Source organism: Bdellovibrio bacteriovorus, from assembly GCF_041888015.1.
Classification (GTDB): Bacteria; Bdellovibrionota; Bdellovibrionia; order Bdellovibrionales; family Bdellovibrionaceae; genus Bdellovibrio.
In genome coordinates, this window is the sequence record NZ_CP168968.1 from 2,940,633 (window position 1) to 2,957,279 (window position 16,647).

The window sequence follows — 16,647 nt, forward strand, 5'->3', positions numbered from 1 at the left end:
TTTCTTAGTTTTCTTTAGAATCAATTCCGTATGCTTTGATCTTTCTGTGAAGATAACTTCTTTCCAGACCGATCACTTCCGCGGTGCGGGAGATATTGCCATTGTTTTCGCCGATCTTACGCAGCAGGTAGTCTTTTTCAAACTGCGCGCGCGCTTCCCTGAAAGTGGAAAGATCCTGCATCTCAACAGCTTTTTCATCATCCTTGTCAATCAGACCGGCAAAACGCAGGTCATGCACATCGACGAAATCACCCGGAGTCAAAATGTAAACACGTTCAATGAAGTTCTTCAACTCACGAACGTTACCCGGCCACTGATAAGCCAGCATCTTTTCAATCCCTTTTTCGGAAAACACCTTTTTCGGGTAACCGCTTTCACGCGATACATTGTCAGAGAAATAAGAGACCAGCACTGGGACATCCTCGGTGTGTTCTCTTAAAGCGGGAACGCGGAAAGGAATCACGTTCAAACGATAGTACAGATCTTCCCTGAAACGACCTTCTTTAACCTCTGTTTCAAGGTCTTTGGAGGACGCCGCGATCACACGCACATCATTTTCAATCAGCTCCGTACCGCCAACGCGGCTGTATTTACGGCTGTCCAGATATTGCAGAAGTTTACCTTGGGCTGCCTGATTCAGCTCGCCAATTTCAGCGATATAAAGCGTTCCGCCCAAGGCCAGATCCAATTTGCCTTTTTTAGGACGGTCCACGCCAGGCATCGCACCTTTTTCGATTCCGAAGATTTCAGACTCCTGAAGGTCTTCCGGGATGCCACCGCAGTTGATCTCAACAAACGGACGGCTGGCACGAGCACTCATGTAGTGAATGTTCTGCGCTACCAGTTCTTTGCCAGTACCCGCTTCCCCTTGAATCAAAACCCAGGAGTTCGTCGGTGCCACACGCGCAATGATCTGCTTCGTCGCCACGATAGACGGGGCTTCACCGATCAAAGCAATCGACTTGCGAAGCTTATTCAGCAATAACGCTTTTTCTTCTTTTTGTTGTTGATAGCTTAGGATATTTGAAATCACGATCAGGATCTTATCCATGGAAAGCGGTTTTTCAATAAAGTCCCAGGCGCCAAGCTTGGTCGCTTTCACGGCTGTTTCAATCGTTCCGTGACCAGAGATCATCACGAACTCCACATGCGGGAATTCCTTGCGGGCCAAATTCAAAACTTCAATTCCGTCATACTTGCCCGGCATCCAGATATCCAAAAACACAACATCCGGCTGCACATCGCGAATAGCCTGGATTCCAGACTCACCATCGTGAGCCAAAGAAACCTGATAGCCCTCATCACGCAACGACGCCGAAAGCACATCACGAATCGGTGCTTCATCATCAATAATCAGAATTTTTGTACTTAGTTCCGCCATCACGGACCTCTTTTCTCTTCTTCCAGTTTAGGACTCGGAAGGTTTCCATGCGCCGATTTCGTTCACGGGCATTTCAATGACCATTTTGATTCCCTTAGGCTCATTGGCTGTCGCACGAATGAAACCATTGTGATCTTCAATGATCCTTTTCACAATGGCCAATCCTAGCCCAGTTCCGCCTTCTTTTGTAGAGTAGTATGGCTCAAAAATACGACTTCGATCCGCCGCAGGGATGCCTTCGCCATTGTCGGCCACCGTCATACGGACCGTTTTAATGTCTTTGTCATAACGGGTGGTGATTTTCACGCTAGGCTGTGGCTCTTTTGCAACAGCGGAAACCGAGTTATCAACCAAATTGACCAAAACCCGCTTAATCTGATCCGGATCGAACTTAAAGTCGGGCAGATCCCCATCTTTGGTGAATTCAAACTCAATTTGCGGGTGCGCCTGACGGTATAGCCCCAGGGATTCTTCCACCACACTGTTCAAATTCGCCACCACCGGACGGGCCTGTGGCAAACGGGCAAAGTTACTGAACTCATTCACCAGATTTTTCAGCCCATCCACCTGCTTCACAATCATGGTCGTGCATTCACTGAAAGCCGGGTCCGTGATCGTGCCGCCAAACTTACGCTGCAAACGCTCTGCAGAAAGCTTGATCGGGGTCAGAGGATTCTTAATCTCATGGGCGATACGACGGGCCACTTCCGTCCACGCCGCAGCCCTTTGTGCATTCACAATCGGAGTCATGTCGTCAAAGACCAGAATCTTACCGATGTCTTCGCCTTTTTCATCCTTCAACATGGACAACGTCACTTGCAATGGAACGGCTTCACCCTGAACATTCAGGCGCATCTCTTTCTGCAAGCTTTCGATTTTGTGATCGTGCATGGTCTTTTGCAGTTCTGCGAAAGTTCTGAAGTATTCCAAAGTCAGAAGATCCCGCACCGAATGTCCGATGTACTTTTCCGGATCCACACGTAAAAGCTGAGCTGCATGACGGTTGATCGTGGTGACAACCCCAGCCTTATCCACCGAGATCACCCCAGCACTGACGTTTTTCAGAACAGTGTCGGTGTAGCGAGCGTGCTGATCCAGCTCTTCCAGCGTGCTTTCCAAAGTGCCCGTCATCGAGTTGAAACTTTGAATCAGGTCGTTGATCTCCTCAGACCCTGACTTTACTTCCAGCGGAGTGTAATCCCCACCAGCGACCCGTCGGGTCGCCCGACCCAACTGAACAATCGGCACCGACAACTGCTTGGCCAGATAGAATCCAAACCAGGTCGCTGCCAACAGAATCACGAAAGTCATCAAAACCAGGATGTACAGATAGATCGACTTCAGCGGGTATTCCAGCGGATTGATATCCCGGAACTCATCATAGGCGGTCGAAATATCGTTCATCTTGGAAATCAAAGACAACGGCAGGAAACTGGAAACAACCACAGCCCCTTTTTCCGCACCCTCTTGCACCGGCACAATCACACGCACCAGATTTCCATCCCCGAACTGGTGAATGATACTGGCTTCCGCCTGAAGTTTGATCCCCTTTTGCAGGAACTCCAACGACACCGCCGGGACGGCTGGAACGTTGTCATCTTCTGCTGATACCACCACGCGTTTTCCGAACAGGGATGGATAGTATTCCACCGCATCCAGACTGAAATCCTTGCGCAGCTGTTCGACTTTCTTTTGGATTTCCTTTTGGCTTTTCAGCGGACGAATGGAGTCAGAAATCTGATGGGCGAAGTGATAGTTCTTTTTCTTGGCATTGAAGTAATAGGCATTGGTGACTTCGATGGAACTTTTTAAAACCCCTGCCATCTTCGCACTGAACCATTTATCGAAACTGGAGTTGATATAAAACACCGAGATGATGAACATCAGCACGGTCGGAATAAAGCTGAACGCCACAAACGCGGCAATCAACTTGGCCTTCAGACTGCTTCCAAAAACCTTCCCCTGCCTTTCCACGAAGACCTTCACGACATTTCGGAAGATCATGAAAAGCAGAAGCAACAGCAAGATGATATTGAAGTTCACCAGACCGAAGAAAAAGATACTGTGAACAAAGGGCAGCTGCTGACTGGTGGCGAACAGACGGATCTCAAACCACGTCAGAAGACCAAATAAAAACGACACCACAAGAACCAAAATGATCTCACGGCGTCGCTTTTTAAACTCCTGCGGACCAGGAGGAAGAAACTCATCCTTAAGGGGCGTATTTTCCATAGCCCCCATGCTAGATTACTTTCTTACTTTTTTCTTCTTTTTTTGTGTTTTTGCCGCAGCTTTTGCAGGCTTCTTGGCAGCCTTGGCCGGAGCCTTCTTGGCCAACATCACCGCTGTTTTCATGGCCGCAGGGATTTCCTGCGTCAGACCGATCATTTCCATCACAACCTGAGCCGCTTCTTCCCCTTTATTACCATGATCACCACCGGCACGGGCAAAAGCCTGCTCTTCGTTTTCAGTCGTCAAAACACCGAAACCGATCGGTTTTTTGTAATCAAGCATAAGACGAGTCACGCCCTCAGTGACAGAGTTGCAGACATAGTCATAATGGGAAGTGTCGCCACGGATCACCACACCCAAAGCCACAACACCGTCACAGCCTGCATCCAGGAAAGCCTGACAAGCCAACGGGATTTCAACCGCGCCCGGAACCAGGGCCGCGAAGATCTCTACGTCTTCACAGGACTCCAGGTAGCTGATCGCACCTTCTTCAAGTCTGGAAGTGATTTCCTGATTCCAACGAGCTGTAACTACACCAACTTTGATTTTTCCCATTATTTTGGTCCCTTCAGATTTTCCATTGCGACAATTTCAATGATTTCGATATCAAATGCCTTCAAGCCGACTTTTTTCTCGGGCTTGTTCGTAAGCAGGCGGATTTTATTGGCACCAATTTCACGCAAAATCTGCGCGCCAATACCATAATCACGCTCATCCATCAGTGGAGTGGAAGGACGCACGTCCTCCATTCCAATCAACACGTTCAGCTCTTGCACCAAACCAGCGGTGCGATTGTTTCCACGAAGCAGAACAAAGGCGCCGGATTCTTCTGACTGCAAAGCCCTGACGCTTTCCAGAACAGACGAAGCTCCTCTTTGCACCACAGCCATAAAGTCACGTGTGAAGTTATCAACATGCACACGCACCAACGTCGGGTGATCTTTTTTGATTTCACCTTTTTGAATCACCAAGTGCTCCAGCCCGTCCACCGTGCTGCGGAAAACACGCGCTTGCATATTTTCACCGAAAGACGCTGGCAACGGAATACTGGCAAGCTCTTCCACCAAAGTTTCGTTGGCCAGACGATAGGCAATCAGATCCACGATCGTGCCAATTTTAATACCGTGCTTTTTCGCGAAGTCACGCAGGTCCCCCACGCGTGCCATTGTGCCGTCATCATTCATCACTTCGCAGATCACGGCTGCCGGGTTCAAACCCGCCAAACGGGCCAAGTCCACACTGGCTTCGGTATGCCCAGCGCGCTTCAACACACCACCTTGTTGCGCACGGATCGGGAAGATGTGCCCTGGCATGTGAATGTCAGCAGGTTTTGCGTGAGGATTTGCAGCCACTCGGCAAGTCAAAGCACGGTCCGCGGCGGAAATCCCCGTAGAGATCCCCTCGGAGGCTTCGATGCTGACCATGAATGCCGTTTTGTTCGGAGCAAAGTTCAAGTCATCGCGAACCATCAAAGGCAGCTGCAGGCGATCAACTTGTTGGGCTGTCAGACAAAGACAAACCAAACCACGAGCTTCCTTCACCATGAAATTGATATTTTGAGGCGTTGCGAATTCAGCCGCTAGGATCAGATCGCCTTCGTTCTCACGATCTTCATCATCCACCAGGATGACCATTTTTCCGTTACGGACGTCTTCGATAATTTCAGGGATGGTATTGAATTCCATGTTAGCCCTTTCTCACTTCCACAGAGCGCTGAATAGCTCGCGCCATATAGTCAGGTTCCACATTAATACGACTGCCCGGCTTCAGCACACCAAGATTCGTGCGCTTCAAAGTTTCAGGGATCAGGCAGACAGAGACCACATTCCCCTCAAGCTCATTCACCGTCAGACTGACCCCGTTCAAGGTCACGCTGCCCTTTTTCCAAACATAGGGAAGAATCGTGTCGGCCACTTTCACATCCAGAAAGAAGGACTCCCCCTGAAGGTCGGCACGAGTCACCGTCCCCAAGCTGTCCACGTGACCGGTCACCAGATGACCGTGGATGCGATCGCCAAAACGCAAAGATCTCTCAAGATTGACCTGTTTGCCAATCCAGCTTTGTGGGTTCCATTCCAGAACCTTGATCGTTTCGGCCGCCAGCGCAAAAGTCATATGGGAATCATCGAAGGCTTCAACCGTCAGGCAGGCGCCATCACAGGCGATGCTGTCGCCAAGCTTTATATCATTGAATTCACTGGGTTTTTTAATTTTAATACGATAGGCATTAGACAGCTCTTCGGAGCTCTCAATCGGCATGACGGATTCGACGATTCCAGAAAACATAAGGGCCTCTGCTTGTGGCCGAGACCCTACACGTTTCACCCTGCTCTGGCAAGGAAAGTGGCACTTTTACACTCTGAGAAAGCCCCCCGGGAGGCCTTGAATCACATCCGACTTTCGATATTCAAGTCACCCGAATCCTGACTCAGTTGCATCAAATCCGAGATGGATCTTGCTCCGCTTCCCAACGGCCCCTGAAAAAGAAGCCCTTGAAAAGTACGCTAATTAGGAGTACTCTAGTGCCAGAGAAAGTCCTCTTCGACAAAGTCTTCAAACAACTGCGCAAGCTCCCCGGCCATGTCGTAGATAAACTCATGGCCTGGGCGATGTCTGTCGAAATGAAAGGTCTTCTCGAAGTCAGAAAGATTCCGGGCTATCACGACGAACCGCTCAAAGGAAGACGTCAAGGTGAACGCTCAATTCGACTGAGCAAGGCCTATAGAGCCATTTACACGGAAGAAAACAATGGCACGGTGAAACTGATAATTGTGGAGGAGGTCCATAAACATGACTACTAAAGAACCGCGAATCGGCATTGCCGATCTGGAAAAACAATTTGGACCTTTAACTTTTGGAAGACTTCTAAAATCCCATAGATTGGGCGAAGAGCTCAGTCAGGTGGAGATGGCCAAACTTCTCAAAATCTCCAAACAGAGCCTAAACGATCTTGAGCATGATCGCAAAATTCCATCAATCCGCAGAGCTGTAGAGATTGCCAGAAGAATCAATATCCTGGAAGAACTTGCAGTACAACTTGTACTGCAAGATCACGTAAGACGAGAAAAGTTGAGCTTTACAATCACTGTCAGCAAAAACCTTAAGGCTTCCTAGGCTGACTAAGTGCGGCCCGGTTTACTGGGTTTTTGCGGGGTGCCGCCATTCCCAGTTGAGCCCTGGTTTCCTGTATTGGAATCCACAGGCTGAACACCCGGATCCTGAGGCTTATAATCCGCAGCGTGGAACTTGAAGAGCTTCACTTTCGCGCCGATCACAGCGTTATGGTCGTTCTGTTCGATCACGCGACCGCGGGAAATTTCATCCCCCACCCAGTCGATCTCGACTTTTGCCACGGCCGAACCTGCCGCTGCGCCACCACCCAGGTACTTCGAGTCACAGGGTTCACCTTCCCAGTAATAGTCTTCATTATAGATCAACAACTGATCTCCGGCTTCCAAACCAACATCGGTTCCACCGACCACGACCAGATGTGTGTCATGATTTGCCATCACACGCGTGTACCATTCTTCTGACTTCAAGCCCGTGTTCAATTCGCCCACGGCTTTCACCAGGGCGTTCTTGGTGACTTGCGCCAGCGGAGTTTGATAGTAAGCACTCGGCCCAATCGTGAAAGCTCCGAAGTTCAAACCAAAGTTCACTTTGGTTTTGGTCTGTTTTGTTGTCACATTCGTGGCGGTCATCACTTTGGAAGTCAGCGGACGAAGTGCCATCATGGACAAATCCAGCTGAGCCCATTCCACGTTGAACCCTGCAGAGGTCAATCCATTCGTTGGATATGCTCCCGCCGGATTGAAGCCCACCGTCAGACCGCCGCCACCAATCAACTCAAACGAGTTCACGGAGCCGGAAATCTTGGCCTGCGGGATGTTCACCATACACCACGCCGTCTTGGCGTACTGAACGTTATAATCATCCTTGCCCGCAGCCTGTGCGAAGGCTTTCATCATCTGTCCGTCCGCTTTGGTCAGATTGAAGAAATTCTGATCCCCACTGCGTGCCTGCTCGGGGGGAATCGCGATGGGAGGCGCATATCTTAGCGCAAACTCTTTGCTCTCCATGAGCACTCCGTACACCTGCTGATTCGCTACAAATTGAAAATCAAAAGATCCGTTAGGCAACATCAAGGGACTGGATCGAATGGAGCCCATCTCGACAATTTTTTTCAGCGTGCGTGCCGGAACAACAGCCTGTTGCTGCTCACACTTCTGATTGCCCATGGTCATCGCAGCACCGGCAATCATAATACCGGCTTTCATCATCTTCTTTGACCAGTTCACTGTGCCCGATTGTGATTTCATGTTTGTCCCTTTCCAATCTTTCACTAAAGGCGGTTCATGCACAGTATACGGAATGAAAGAGCTAGACCTTAAACCGGGTGTAAGTTTGCGGACTCATTTGCAAAAACGAAACCGGTTTCACTCTGAGACACGCTAAGTGATGGAAATAACTGGCGACAATCAAAATACGCATTTTTCAAAAAAAATTGCATTGTCGAAAGAATAGACTGTTTAAGAAAAGTTGAACGACACATTCACTAGTGCGAATACTCTGAACGTCAAAAGCTTGATCACTAAAAATTAAAATTACCGTAAAGGGAAGAAGACGGAGCAATGCCGTCTTCAGTGAGTTCTGCGATTCAAGTCTCTTTCAAGAAGACTCATGGTGGTAACAATTTCTTCTGAGATAAGAACAAACATTTCACTGGAGATCAGCTTCTGAGCCTGACTCTGCTGACCTTCAGCAACCAGAGTCAACACAGCGGAAATATAGTTCACAAAAGCCTCGTGCTCACGTTGCAAAGTCCGGAAGGACGGCAGATGACTTAAATCCCTCGCCTGCTCTTGAAGCCAGAATAGCAAATCCCCCTCGGGAATCTGCAGTTCCGAGCCTTTTTCAACAAAGTTACGCAAGCTGAGTTTATATTTGGCGTGGGCCAGAATGATATCTTCGATCTTCATGATTTCCTCCGACGTTCTTGTCGGAGGAATGAATTCTCACTGCATGACGGAAATCATGTCTGCGCAAAAAGTTTTAACTTTTTAGAAGCTTCCGCCACCCGACAACGTGATAAAGTATTGGGTCTCATCTTTGCTTAAGGTGTTATCATTTTTATCCGTGCGATCTTCGAAATAAAGGAAGTGCTGTACACCGCCCCCGATACGCAATCCCCCCAGCCCAAATGTGATGCCTGCTTTACCAAAGGCCGCGTTGGAATTTTCAGAGGCAAACCGCAAACCCGGCCCCGCGAAGAACTCAATCCCCAGTGTGCGACTGCGGTTATAGAGTTCATAGTTGAACAGCGCGGCCGTATCCAAACCATACACGGTATTAATATCCGTTCCAAACTGAGTGAAAACAGAGTTACGCCAATTCAGCCAGTCCATCACAAAATAATTCAATCCCAAATGAATCTCGGTGAAAGACACGCTATCACGAGTTCCCGAAGCTCCGCTCAGGTCATAACTGACACGCGACTGAGCTTGTGCTGAAAAGGAAAATAGAATCACGGCTACGGCAATCCACTTTTTCATAGAAGACCTCATTTCTATTTTTTTAAGAATTCAAAATCCCTGTCCATCACAGTCTTGCGACCATCAGCCCGGGCATTTTCAATCGCCCGGTCACAAATAATACGCACATGGTCCGACAGCACATCCATCACGGATGCCGACGTATTGTATTCAGAGCGGGCGTGAATATATTCTTTCAAACGTGATGCAACGATCAGCACTTCCTGAGGAGCCGCACTTTGGGCGACAGAGGAAACTGTGGAGGTTGAGGTCGGCTTTACGATAATGCGTGCCGGAGTCCGGTGGGTCTCTTCTGCTGCCGTCTTTGGAGCGATCTTTTCAATCGCTCCGGCATCACGATGACGAGCCCCCGGCAAATGGGTTTCAAAACAGGGAACACTGCAAAAAACATAGCCCGTGCGTTCATTATTGCAGGTCGAAACGCTGCATACGAAATATTTTGCGCCAAAAGAAATTGGCTTTTTACAAGAACTGCACTTACGCCAAAACTGAGATGTGATTTCTTCCATAAGACTCTCCCGAGCCTTTATTGAAGCACAAAAATCTTAGCTGGGGAAAGCGTTATCAGAGATGGCAACCTGGGAATTTTTGGTCTGGTTCAAAGCGGTTTTGCGTACCAAAGTGCTTTGCGGACTCTTTAAGTGCTTCTTTACTGCCCCGGCTACTGATCGGATAGACGGTATAGCCATCACGATAGGTCGGCGTATAATAGGCCGTCGCCAGCTGTGTACGTCCTGCGACATCTTTCTTCAGGCGCAGATAAACCACCGCACCCGTTTTCTTCTCAGTTCCCGACTGAAAGGCCAAGAAATTACCCAAGGAATAAACAATCATCGTCTGGCGACCATCTGCGGTTCGATAAGTTTCCCAAGGTTGCAGAACATGGGGGTGCGATCCCACCACAGCGGCAGCCCCGGCTTCCAGAAAGCGGCGGGCGTAGCTGATTTGAGACTTCTCAGGCTTAGAACTATACTCTACGCCCCAATGCGGAAGTACAATCACGGCATCAATATCCGTGCGTCCACTTAGTTGCTTGATCAAACCTTCCACTTGCTGGGATTTGCTATAGCAGGACAACACTTGGCTTTTAGTATCTGCAATTCCATTGGTGGACTCGGTGCAAGCGACAAAGGCCAGGCGATAGCCACGCACATCAGCCAAATGATAGAACTGTTCATTCGGAGCATAGGAAGGACGAGTCCCCGTCGTCCCAATACCGGCTTCTTTGGCAGCTTCCAAAGTACGGTCGACCCCGCGCCACTGACGATCTAAAGAATGATTATTCGCCGTGCTGATCAGATCAACGCCAGAAGACTTCAAATCACGTAGAATCTGTGGATGGAAATTAAAAGAAAACTTTGTACCGGAATAGACATTCAAATCATAGGTGAACCCCTGGTCCCCTACATCCCGTCCGGACTTTTCAATTCCCAGCGCTGCAGGCCCCTCTAGATTCGCGACCATATAGTCGGCCTTATTAAAAAGCGGAATGGCTTTTTCCCATAAAGCGGTGAAGCGCTGCTTGGGAAGAATGGATTTGTAAAGCGCATCGTGAACCAGAATATCTCCGGCAAAACCCACCACCACGGAATCATCCTGGCAATACGCTCCCTTCAGCGGAGCCGCTGACACCGACAAAGAGCCCAGACAAAGACCTGATATCAGAAGAGATTTAAAGTTGCGCATGGACCTGAAGATGACGCCTGGAACAGCTTTTCGCAACCCACAGAATGGCAACGGAAAAATATGCCAGCTTGTCTAAAATCCCGACAGCTGGCTTGGCGAAAACTAGCCTGGAAGGCCTTTAATAAGCAGCTCAGCCGTGGCAGGATTTGTCGCTAACGGCACGTTATGAACATCACAGATTCTCATCAACATGGAGATATCCGGATCGTGCGGATGCATGCCCAGCGGATCACGGAAAAAGATCACCCCTTGGCACTTTCCGGTCGCCACCTCCGCCGCGATCTGAGCGTCACCCCCCAGCGGACCCGAAAGCTTGCGAGTCACCTTCAACCCAGCCGCCTGAATCAGACGGCCGGTGTTACCCGTTCCAATCAAAGTGAAATGTTTGAAATCCTCCAGATGATCCCGAACAAAAGAAACCAAGACGGCCTTCTTTCCATCGTGAGCAATCAGGGCGATATTCTTTTTCTTCTTAGAGCTCTTCTTAGCATTCTTCTTCATAACATCCCTAGAAAGCCAACGAGTTGCCGTTGGCTTTGACATGGACCGTATCGCCCGCTTTGACCTTGCCTGAAATGATCTCTTTGGAAAGTGGATTCAGCAGTTCTGTCTGAATCACACGCTTCAAAGGTCGAGCACCATAAACCGGGTCGTAGCCTTTCTTCGCCAGGAAGTCGATGGCTTCCTGATTGAAGTCGATAGCGATCTTTTTTGCTCTCAAACGTTGCGACACCAGATCCAACTGCACCTTCACGATGCCAGAAATCTGCGATTCGCCCAAGGACTTGAACATCACGATCTCATCGATACGGTTCAGGAACTCGGGACGGAATCTTTCACGCAAAGCCTCATTCACCGCTTCACGCTTGGATTCTTCTGACATGCTCGGGTCCAGAATCGACTGCGAACCCACATTCGAGGTCATGATCAGCACCGTATTTTTAAAGTCCACGGTGCGCCCTTGACCATCGGTCAAACGACCATCATCCAAAACCTGCAACAAAATGTTAAACACATCCGGATGAGCTTTTTCAACTTCATCCAGCAGCACCACACTGTAAGGACGACGACGAACCGCTTCGGTCAACTGACCGCCCTCTTCGTAACCCACATAGCCCGGAGGCGCCCCGATCAGACGAGCCACGGAGTGCTTTTCCATGTACTCACTCATATCAATTCGCACAACGGCCTGCTCGTCATCAAACAGGAACTCTGCCAGTGCCTTCACGGTTTCAGTTTTACCGACACCTGTCGGGCCCAGGAACATAAACGTTCCAATCGGACGATTCGGGTCCGAGATTTCAGCACGCGCCCGACGAATCGCATCGGCCACGATGGTCAAGGCATGATCCTGACCTACCACACGTTTTTTCAACTCGTCTTCCATGTGCAGAAGTTTCTGGGATTCACTTTCCAGCATTTTACTGACTGGAATTCTTGTCCACTTCGCGACCACTTCGGCCACATCTTCAGGGCCAACTTCCTCTTTCAACATGCGGTTTTCGGTCGCAGACTTCGCACCTTCTTTACTGCGCTCTTCCAGGGCCTTGAGCTTCTTCTCGGTCTCTGGCAAACGGCCGTATTTCAATTCGGCAGCCTTACCCAAATCCCCTTCGCGCTCGGCTTTCGCCACAGCCACTTTCAGATCCTCGATGTCGGCTTTCAGCTTTTTAATTTGCTCAATGCCGCCTTTTTCAAATTCCCACTGTTCACGCAAAAGCTGGTTTTTCGCATTCAGCTCGGTGATTTCCCTATCGATGACGGCCAGACGTTCTTTGGCACTTTCATCTTTTTCCTTTTTCAAAGCTTCTTTTTCAATACGAAGCTGCATCAACTCGCGTTCGATCTTATCGACCTCTTCCGGCACCGAGCGGGTTTCAATCCCCAGCTTGCTGGCCGCTTCGTCGATCAAGTCGATGGCTTTGTCCGGAAGGAAGCGATTGGTAATATAGCGATGAGACAACTTTACCGCCGCCACCAGGGCCGCATCAGTAATGCGAATACCATGATGGACTTCGTACTTTTCTTTCAGACCACGCAAAATGGTGATCGCATCTTCCACGCTGGGCTCTTCCACCATCACTGTTTGGAAACGGCGCTCAAGTGCTGCATCCTTTTCAATATACTTGCGGTACTCATCCAAAGTGGTCGCACCAATACAGCGCAACTCACCCCGTGCCAGTGCTGGCTTCAACAACTGCCCGGCATCCATCGCGCCGTCTGTTTTACCCGCCCCCACTAAAGTGTGAAGTTCGTCGATGAACAAAATAATTTGCCCATCACTGGTTGTGACCTCTTTAATGACCGCCTTCAGGCGGTCCTCGAACTCACCACGGTATTTGGCACCAGCAATTAAGGCCCCCATATCCAGGGACATCAATTTCTTGCCAATCAAATTGTCCGGCACATCTTGCTTAATAATACGTAATGCCAGGCCTTCCGCGATAGCCGTCTTGCCCACGCCCGGTTCACCAATAAGCACCGGATTGTTTTTCGTTCTGCGCGACAACACCTGCACCACACGACGGATTTCCTCATCACGCCCCACCACCGGGTCCAACTTGCCTTCAGCAGCCAATGCGGTCAGATCACGTGCGTACTTGTTCAAGACCTCGTACTTATTTTCCGGGTCATCATCCGTGACCTTTTGTTTGCCACGAATTTCAGTCAAAGCCGTGCGTGCGGCTTCCGCAGAAACCTTGTTCTTTTTAAAGACCGCAGACAGCTCACTGTCTCCTCCCTTAAGCATGGCCATAAAAAAGTGTTCTGTGGAGATATAAGAATCCCCCCATTCTTGAACTTCCGTTTCCGCCTGTTTAAAGATTTTCTCCAAACGGGGGCTGGCAAAAAGTTTCTGCCCTCCGCCGGTCACCTGAGGAAACTTATCAATACGTGTTCTTAGATCCGCCAGGAACTGCGCCTGAGAAACATTTAATTTATCAAGAATTCGGGGAACGATACCTTCGGATTGCTGAACCAGCTCCATCAGAAGGTGTTCGGGCTCCACAGAGGGGCTGCTTTTACGCTCAGCCAACTTCGCGGCGGCCTGCATGGCCTCCTGGCTTTTTCGCGTCATTTTTTCAATATCGTTGCTCATAATCCCTCCATCTGGAATAAAGGATGAGTCTTATTTTTGCTTTGTCAATATGATCCCCGAAAGGATCTTTCAGAATGGCTGGAATCGTAAATCCCAAAGGAAAAGGTAAATCTCAACCCCGCCTGCATCCATCTATCAAGAAGGACAACGTCAATCCTGCCGACTATCTGAAGTACGACACACGCTTCTCCTGCGAGGACTGTTCTCACTATGACGGCGACAAGATTGTCTGCACGATTGGCTACAATCCACGTCACCACCTAAAAGCAGAGCAAACGCATCAGTATTTGCTGGCTGGCAACATGGCCTTCTGCCGCTTCCTGGAAATTGATTAGCCAGACCCTTAAGACGTACGTCGCCTCTCTGAAATTTGACCGATCTTAGGTCGGGCAAATTCCTAATTTTCTCTCTGAAAGTACTGTGTACAAATGATTCAGGACAACCTTACGTCCTGAATCCACGATCTGCCTTTCGGCCAGTATTGTGAAAAACAAACAAAACCCGCCTGACGTCCTGTCAAGAGCTCAGCCCAAATCCCGATCTAATGCACATCAATGATTCACTCAGAAGGAGTCAGAGAGAGATGGTCACTCTCTTGCTGAACCGAAAGGAGGGCCTTCAAGGATGAAACTGAAATAGAACAATAGATTGTTCGCGCGCTTGGCAACAAGCGAGGGTTAAAGCCCAAAAAATAAAGGCCATACAAATGCACCGACTCGGATGTCAGTGCCGGCAAAGCGAAAGTAGGTTTCGCTGAAGCCAAAAAAACAAATCAAGGAAGGTATTGAATATGAAAAATAAATATTAACGGAGGAATTTAAAATGGGAATGAGAGTATCAACAAACGTAAGCGCTTTGAATGCACAACGTAACCTAGTAGGTTCACAAAGAGCGATTAACGATTCTATGGCGAAACTTGCTTCCGGCAGCCGCATCAATAAAGCTGCTGACGATGCTGCAGGTTTGGCGATCTCTGAAGGCTTGAAAGCTCAGATTCGTTCTGCTGCTCAAGCTCAAAGAAATGCGAACGATGGTATCTCAATGGTTCAAACTGCTGAGGGTGGCTTGAACGAAATCGGTAACATCGTGGTTCGTCTTCGTGAGTTGGGTATCCAAGCTGCTTCTGACACTGTTGGTGAGACAGAGCGTGGCATGTTGAATAAAGAGGTTCAACAATTGAAATCTGAGATTCAACGTATCGCTTCTGTAACTACTTGGGGTACTACTAAACTTCTAGATGGTTCATCTCCAAGCTTCGACTTCCAGGTAGGTTTGTTCAACAACGCTGAAGAAGATCGTATCTCCTTCAACGCTGGTGAAAACGTAGCTACTTTGGATGCTCTGGGTCTTTCTGGTGTGGACTTCTCCACTAAAGAAGGTGCTCAAGAAGCTTTGGCTCAGCTTGACTCTGCTCAGACTTCAATCTCTGGAACTCGCGCCAACCTGGGTGCCCTTCAGAACAGATTGACTTCGACAGTGGACAACTTGGGTGTGGCTCAAGAGAACTTGTCTGCAGCTAACAGCCGTATCCGTGACACAGACGTTGCTCAAGCATCTTCCGAGATGACTCGTAACAACATCTTGTTGCAAGCTGGTACTTCAACTTTGGCTCAAGCTAACCAATCCAATCAATTGGCTCTTAAGCTGATCGGTTAATTGGAATAAGATAACCAAAATCTAAAACCCGGTGGGATCTTCCCTCCGGGTTTTTTGTTTTTTCTGCCCAAAGTTTTTCCACTGCCTCTGCTTATCTTTTCATCACGCACAAAACTGTCGAACTTATTTACCAATAATTTCAAATATTTAGCTTAAGTCCAGGTGAAAACCTTCCGAAAAATAAGGAAGAAGCATGGAGGTTTGATATGACTAAAGCGAAAACAGCAAGATTGATGGGCGCACTTCTCGCAACCGCAGTTCTTGCCGCTTGCAGCAACCAGGGAGGCTTTGAGCCATTGGGTAGCACAGGCAATACCAGCCAAGGGTCTAACAGTGGGGGCGACAACTCTGGCCAGGGAACCGAAACCCCTCCTCCAGTTCCAAAACCACCAAGCGCCTACGATAAACTGGAGCTATCAGCCCACGTCGGAGGCGGCGCCTATGAAAACGAACAGGTCATGTCTCTGGACAAAGCCAACAATGCGTTGCTCCTGTACCTTCCCCTGCCTGGTGCTTTCAGCCAACTCTATATAGATGTACCCCAGGTAAAAGGTGTTCAGATCAAAACGGTTCTGGATTCTCAGCAAAAAGCCCGCGTCGCGGTCAGCATTCCGTTAAAGCTAATTGTTAAAGACAAAGTTACAACTTTGCCAGCATCCCGTCTTCCCAACGGTAACGCCCTGCCAATGATGCCTAGCGGAGAGCTACCGTCCTTAGGACTGGGTCTGAATCAGAACTCCAGCAATAAGCTGTACCTTTACTTTGGAGTCAGTGCGGTCGGAATGTTCGTGGAAAGTTCCTTCTTCCCAGAGTATTTCGGGATGACCTCCCCACTGAAAAATGCTGCAGGGACACGGACCCTGGGGTATTTGACGATCGTGCCTAAATCCGGGGGTTACAATGGAGGCCTGTTCTTATCCTTCATTCTGCCTAACGATCTGGCCAAGATTATCGACGACCATTTGAGTGGTATTATCAACTAAGCAAGACCGTCCCCACCTGAAATCTATTTTGATTTGCCTGCCCCCTTAAATCTCGTTAGT

At 49.0% G+C, this 16,647-nt stretch carries 17 protein-coding genes; 5 read left to right on the forward strand and 12 right to left on the reverse strand.

Annotated elements, in window-relative coordinates; genetic code table 11:
- Positions 1-4: 4 nt before the first annotated feature.
- The 5 genes from ACES2G_RS14070 to ACES2G_RS14090 are packed head-to-tail and all read right to left on the reverse strand — an operon-like array spanning position 5 to position 5,899.
- Positions 5-1,381: a sigma-54-dependent transcriptional regulator gene (locus ACES2G_RS14070; RefSeq protein ID WP_374000558.1), complete on the reverse strand. Its 1,377-nt coding sequence runs from the start codon at positions 1,379-1,381 to the stop codon at positions 5-7.
- Between the two features lie 27 nt (positions 1,382-1,408).
- The gene (locus ACES2G_RS14075; RefSeq protein ID WP_374000559.1) at positions 1,409-3,613 is read right to left on the reverse strand and encodes an ATP-binding protein; all 2,205 of its coding nucleotides are present in this window, start codon (positions 3,611-3,613) and stop codon (positions 1,409-1,411) included.
- 15 nt (positions 3,614-3,628) lie between these two features.
- Complete coding sequence (ribH, locus tag ACES2G_RS14080) at positions 3,629-4,168, reverse strand: 6,7-dimethyl-8-ribityllumazine synthase (protein WP_374000560.1); 540 nt, start codon at positions 4,166-4,168, stop codon at positions 3,629-3,631.
- Complete coding sequence (gene ribB / locus ACES2G_RS14085) at positions 4,168-5,298, reverse strand: 3,4-dihydroxy-2-butanone-4-phosphate synthase (RefSeq protein WP_374000561.1); 1,131 nt, start codon at positions 5,296-5,298, stop codon at positions 4,168-4,170. The genes ribH and ribB overlap by 1 nt, the downstream gene beginning before the upstream one ends.
- A gap of 1 nt (position 5,299) precedes the next feature.
- Positions 5,300-5,899, reverse strand: a complete 600-nt coding sequence (locus ACES2G_RS14090; protein WP_374000562.1) for a riboflavin synthase — start codon at positions 5,897-5,899, stop codon at positions 5,300-5,302.
- A gap of 236 nt (positions 5,900-6,135) precedes the next feature.
- Here ACES2G_RS14090 and ACES2G_RS14095 point away from each other — a divergent pair, with 236 nt between their 5' ends.
- Together ACES2G_RS14095 and ACES2G_RS14100 are read left to right on the forward strand one after the other, a co-directional pair.
- The gene (locus ACES2G_RS14095) at positions 6,136-6,414 is read left to right on the forward strand and encodes a hypothetical protein (RefSeq protein WP_347357728.1); all 279 of its coding nucleotides are present in this window, start codon (positions 6,136-6,138) and stop codon (positions 6,412-6,414) included.
- Positions 6,404-6,727 carry a helix-turn-helix transcriptional regulator gene (locus ACES2G_RS14100; protein ID WP_347357729.1) on the forward strand — a complete coding sequence of 108 codons (324 nt, stop codon included), beginning with the start codon at positions 6,404-6,406 and terminating at the stop codon, positions 6,725-6,727. The genes ACES2G_RS14095 and ACES2G_RS14100 overlap by 11 nt, the downstream gene beginning before the upstream one ends.
- A 5-nt stretch (positions 6,728-6,732) precedes the next feature.
- Here ACES2G_RS14100 and ACES2G_RS14105 read toward each other — a convergent pair whose 3' ends face one another.
- From ACES2G_RS14105 to clpB, 7 genes are all read right to left on the reverse strand, one after another.
- Positions 6,733-7,932 (reverse strand): hypothetical protein, encoded by a 1,200-nt coding sequence (locus ACES2G_RS14105; protein WP_347357730.1) that lies wholly within the window; start codon positions 7,930-7,932, stop codon positions 6,733-6,735.
- A gap of 321 nt (positions 7,933-8,253) precedes the next feature.
- On the reverse strand, positions 8,254-8,592 hold the full coding sequence (locus tag ACES2G_RS14110) for a hypothetical protein (RefSeq protein WP_347357731.1): 339 nt from the start codon (positions 8,590-8,592) through the stop codon (positions 8,254-8,256).
- Positions 8,593-8,673: 81 nt separating this feature from the next.
- Positions 8,674-9,165, reverse strand: coding sequence for a hypothetical protein (locus ACES2G_RS14115; protein ID WP_374000563.1), 492 nt, complete (start codon positions 9,163-9,165; stop codon positions 8,674-8,676).
- Between the two features lie 14 nt (positions 9,166-9,179).
- Entirely contained in the window at positions 9,180-9,674 is a 495-nt protein-coding gene (locus ACES2G_RS14120) for a hypothetical protein (RefSeq protein WP_347357733.1), read from the reverse strand.
- Positions 9,675-9,729: 55 nt separating this feature from the next.
- The gene (locus ACES2G_RS14125; protein ID WP_374000564.1) at positions 9,730-10,851 is read right to left on the reverse strand and encodes a CapA family protein; all 1,122 of its coding nucleotides are present in this window, start codon (positions 10,849-10,851) and stop codon (positions 9,730-9,732) included.
- Positions 10,852-10,953: 102 nt separating this feature from the next.
- A complete protein-coding gene (locus tag ACES2G_RS14130; protein ID WP_374000565.1) occupies positions 10,954-11,352 on the reverse strand; it encodes a methylglyoxal synthase in 399 nt (132 codons plus the stop codon).
- A 7-nt stretch (positions 11,353-11,359) separates the two neighbouring features.
- Entirely contained in the window at positions 11,360-13,948 is a 2,589-nt protein-coding gene (gene clpB, locus ACES2G_RS14135; protein ID WP_374000566.1) for an ATP-dependent chaperone ClpB, read from the reverse strand.
- Positions 13,949-14,022: 74 nt separating this feature from the next.
- On the opposite strand from clpB, the gene ACES2G_RS14140 reads away from it, so the two are divergent.
- The 3 genes from ACES2G_RS14140 (at position 14,023) to ACES2G_RS14150 (ending at position 16,587) form a co-directional block, all read left to right on the forward strand.
- Positions 14,023-14,283, forward strand: a complete 261-nt coding sequence (locus ACES2G_RS14140) for a hypothetical protein (protein WP_347357737.1) — start codon at positions 14,023-14,025, stop codon at positions 14,281-14,283.
- A 487-nt stretch (positions 14,284-14,770) separates the two neighbouring features.
- Positions 14,771-15,604 (forward strand): flagellin, encoded by an 834-nt coding sequence (locus ACES2G_RS14145; RefSeq protein WP_374000567.1) that lies wholly within the window; start codon positions 14,771-14,773, stop codon positions 15,602-15,604.
- A gap of 206 nt (positions 15,605-15,810) precedes the next feature.
- Positions 15,811-16,587 carry a hypothetical protein gene (locus ACES2G_RS14150; protein ID WP_347357739.1) on the forward strand — a complete coding sequence of 259 codons (777 nt, stop codon included), beginning with the start codon at positions 15,811-15,813 and terminating at the stop codon, positions 16,585-16,587.
- Positions 16,588-16,647 lie beyond the last annotated feature (60 nt).

Excerpts from the sequence above, each read along its gene's own strand:
- ACES2G_RS14120 (WP_347357733.1), bottom strand. The coding sequence starts at position 9,674 with ATGGAAGAAATCACATCTCAGTTTTGGCGTAAGTGCAGTTCTTGTAAA.
- ACES2G_RS14145 (WP_374000567.1), top strand. The coding sequence starts at position 14,771 with ATGGGAATGAGAGTATCAACAAACGTAAGCGCTTTGAATGCACAACGT.
- ACES2G_RS14125 (WP_374000564.1), bottom strand. The coding sequence starts at position 10,851 with ATGCGCAACTTTAAATCTCTTCTGATATCAGGTCTTTGTCTGGGCTCT.
- ACES2G_RS14115 (WP_374000563.1), bottom strand. The coding sequence starts at position 9,165 with ATGAAAAAGTGGATTGCCGTAGCCGTGATTCTATTTTCCTTTTCAGCA.
- ACES2G_RS14100 (WP_347357729.1), top strand. The coding sequence starts at position 6,404 with ATGACTACTAAAGAACCGCGAATCGGCATTGCCGATCTGGAAAAACAA.
- ACES2G_RS14075 (WP_374000559.1), bottom strand. The coding sequence starts at position 3,613 with ATGGAAAATACGCCCCTTAAGGATGAGTTTCTTCCTCCTGGTCCGCAG.
- ACES2G_RS14090 (WP_374000562.1), bottom strand. The coding sequence starts at position 5,899 with ATGTTTTCTGGAATCGTCGAATCCGTCATGCCGATTGAGAGCTCCGAA.
- ACES2G_RS14105 (WP_347357730.1), bottom strand. The coding sequence starts at position 7,932 with ATGAAATCACAATCGGGCACAGTGAACTGGTCAAAGAAGATGATGAAA.
- ACES2G_RS14110 (WP_347357731.1), bottom strand. The coding sequence starts at position 8,592 with ATGAAGATCGAAGATATCATTCTGGCCCACGCCAAATATAAACTCAGC.
- clpB (WP_374000566.1), bottom strand. The coding sequence starts at position 13,948 with ATGAGCAACGATATTGAAAAAATGACGCGAAAAAGCCAGGAGGCCATG.
- ribH (WP_374000560.1), bottom strand. The coding sequence starts at position 4,168 with ATGGGAAAAATCAAAGTTGGTGTAGTTACAGCTCGTTGGAATCAGGAA.
- ribB (WP_374000561.1), bottom strand. The coding sequence starts at position 5,298 with ATGGAATTCAATACCATCCCTGAAATTATCGAAGACGTCCGTAACGGA.
- ACES2G_RS14150 (WP_347357739.1), top strand. The coding sequence starts at position 15,811 with ATGACTAAAGCGAAAACAGCAAGATTGATGGGCGCACTTCTCGCAACC.
- ACES2G_RS14070 (WP_374000558.1), bottom strand. The coding sequence starts at position 1,381 with ATGGCGGAACTAAGTACAAAAATTCTGATTATTGATGATGAAGCACCG.
- ACES2G_RS14140 (WP_347357737.1), top strand. The coding sequence starts at position 14,023 with ATGGCTGGAATCGTAAATCCCAAAGGAAAAGGTAAATCTCAACCCCGC.
- ACES2G_RS14130 (WP_374000565.1), bottom strand. The coding sequence starts at position 11,352 with ATGAAGAAGAATGCTAAGAAGAGCTCTAAGAAGAAAAAGAATATCGCC.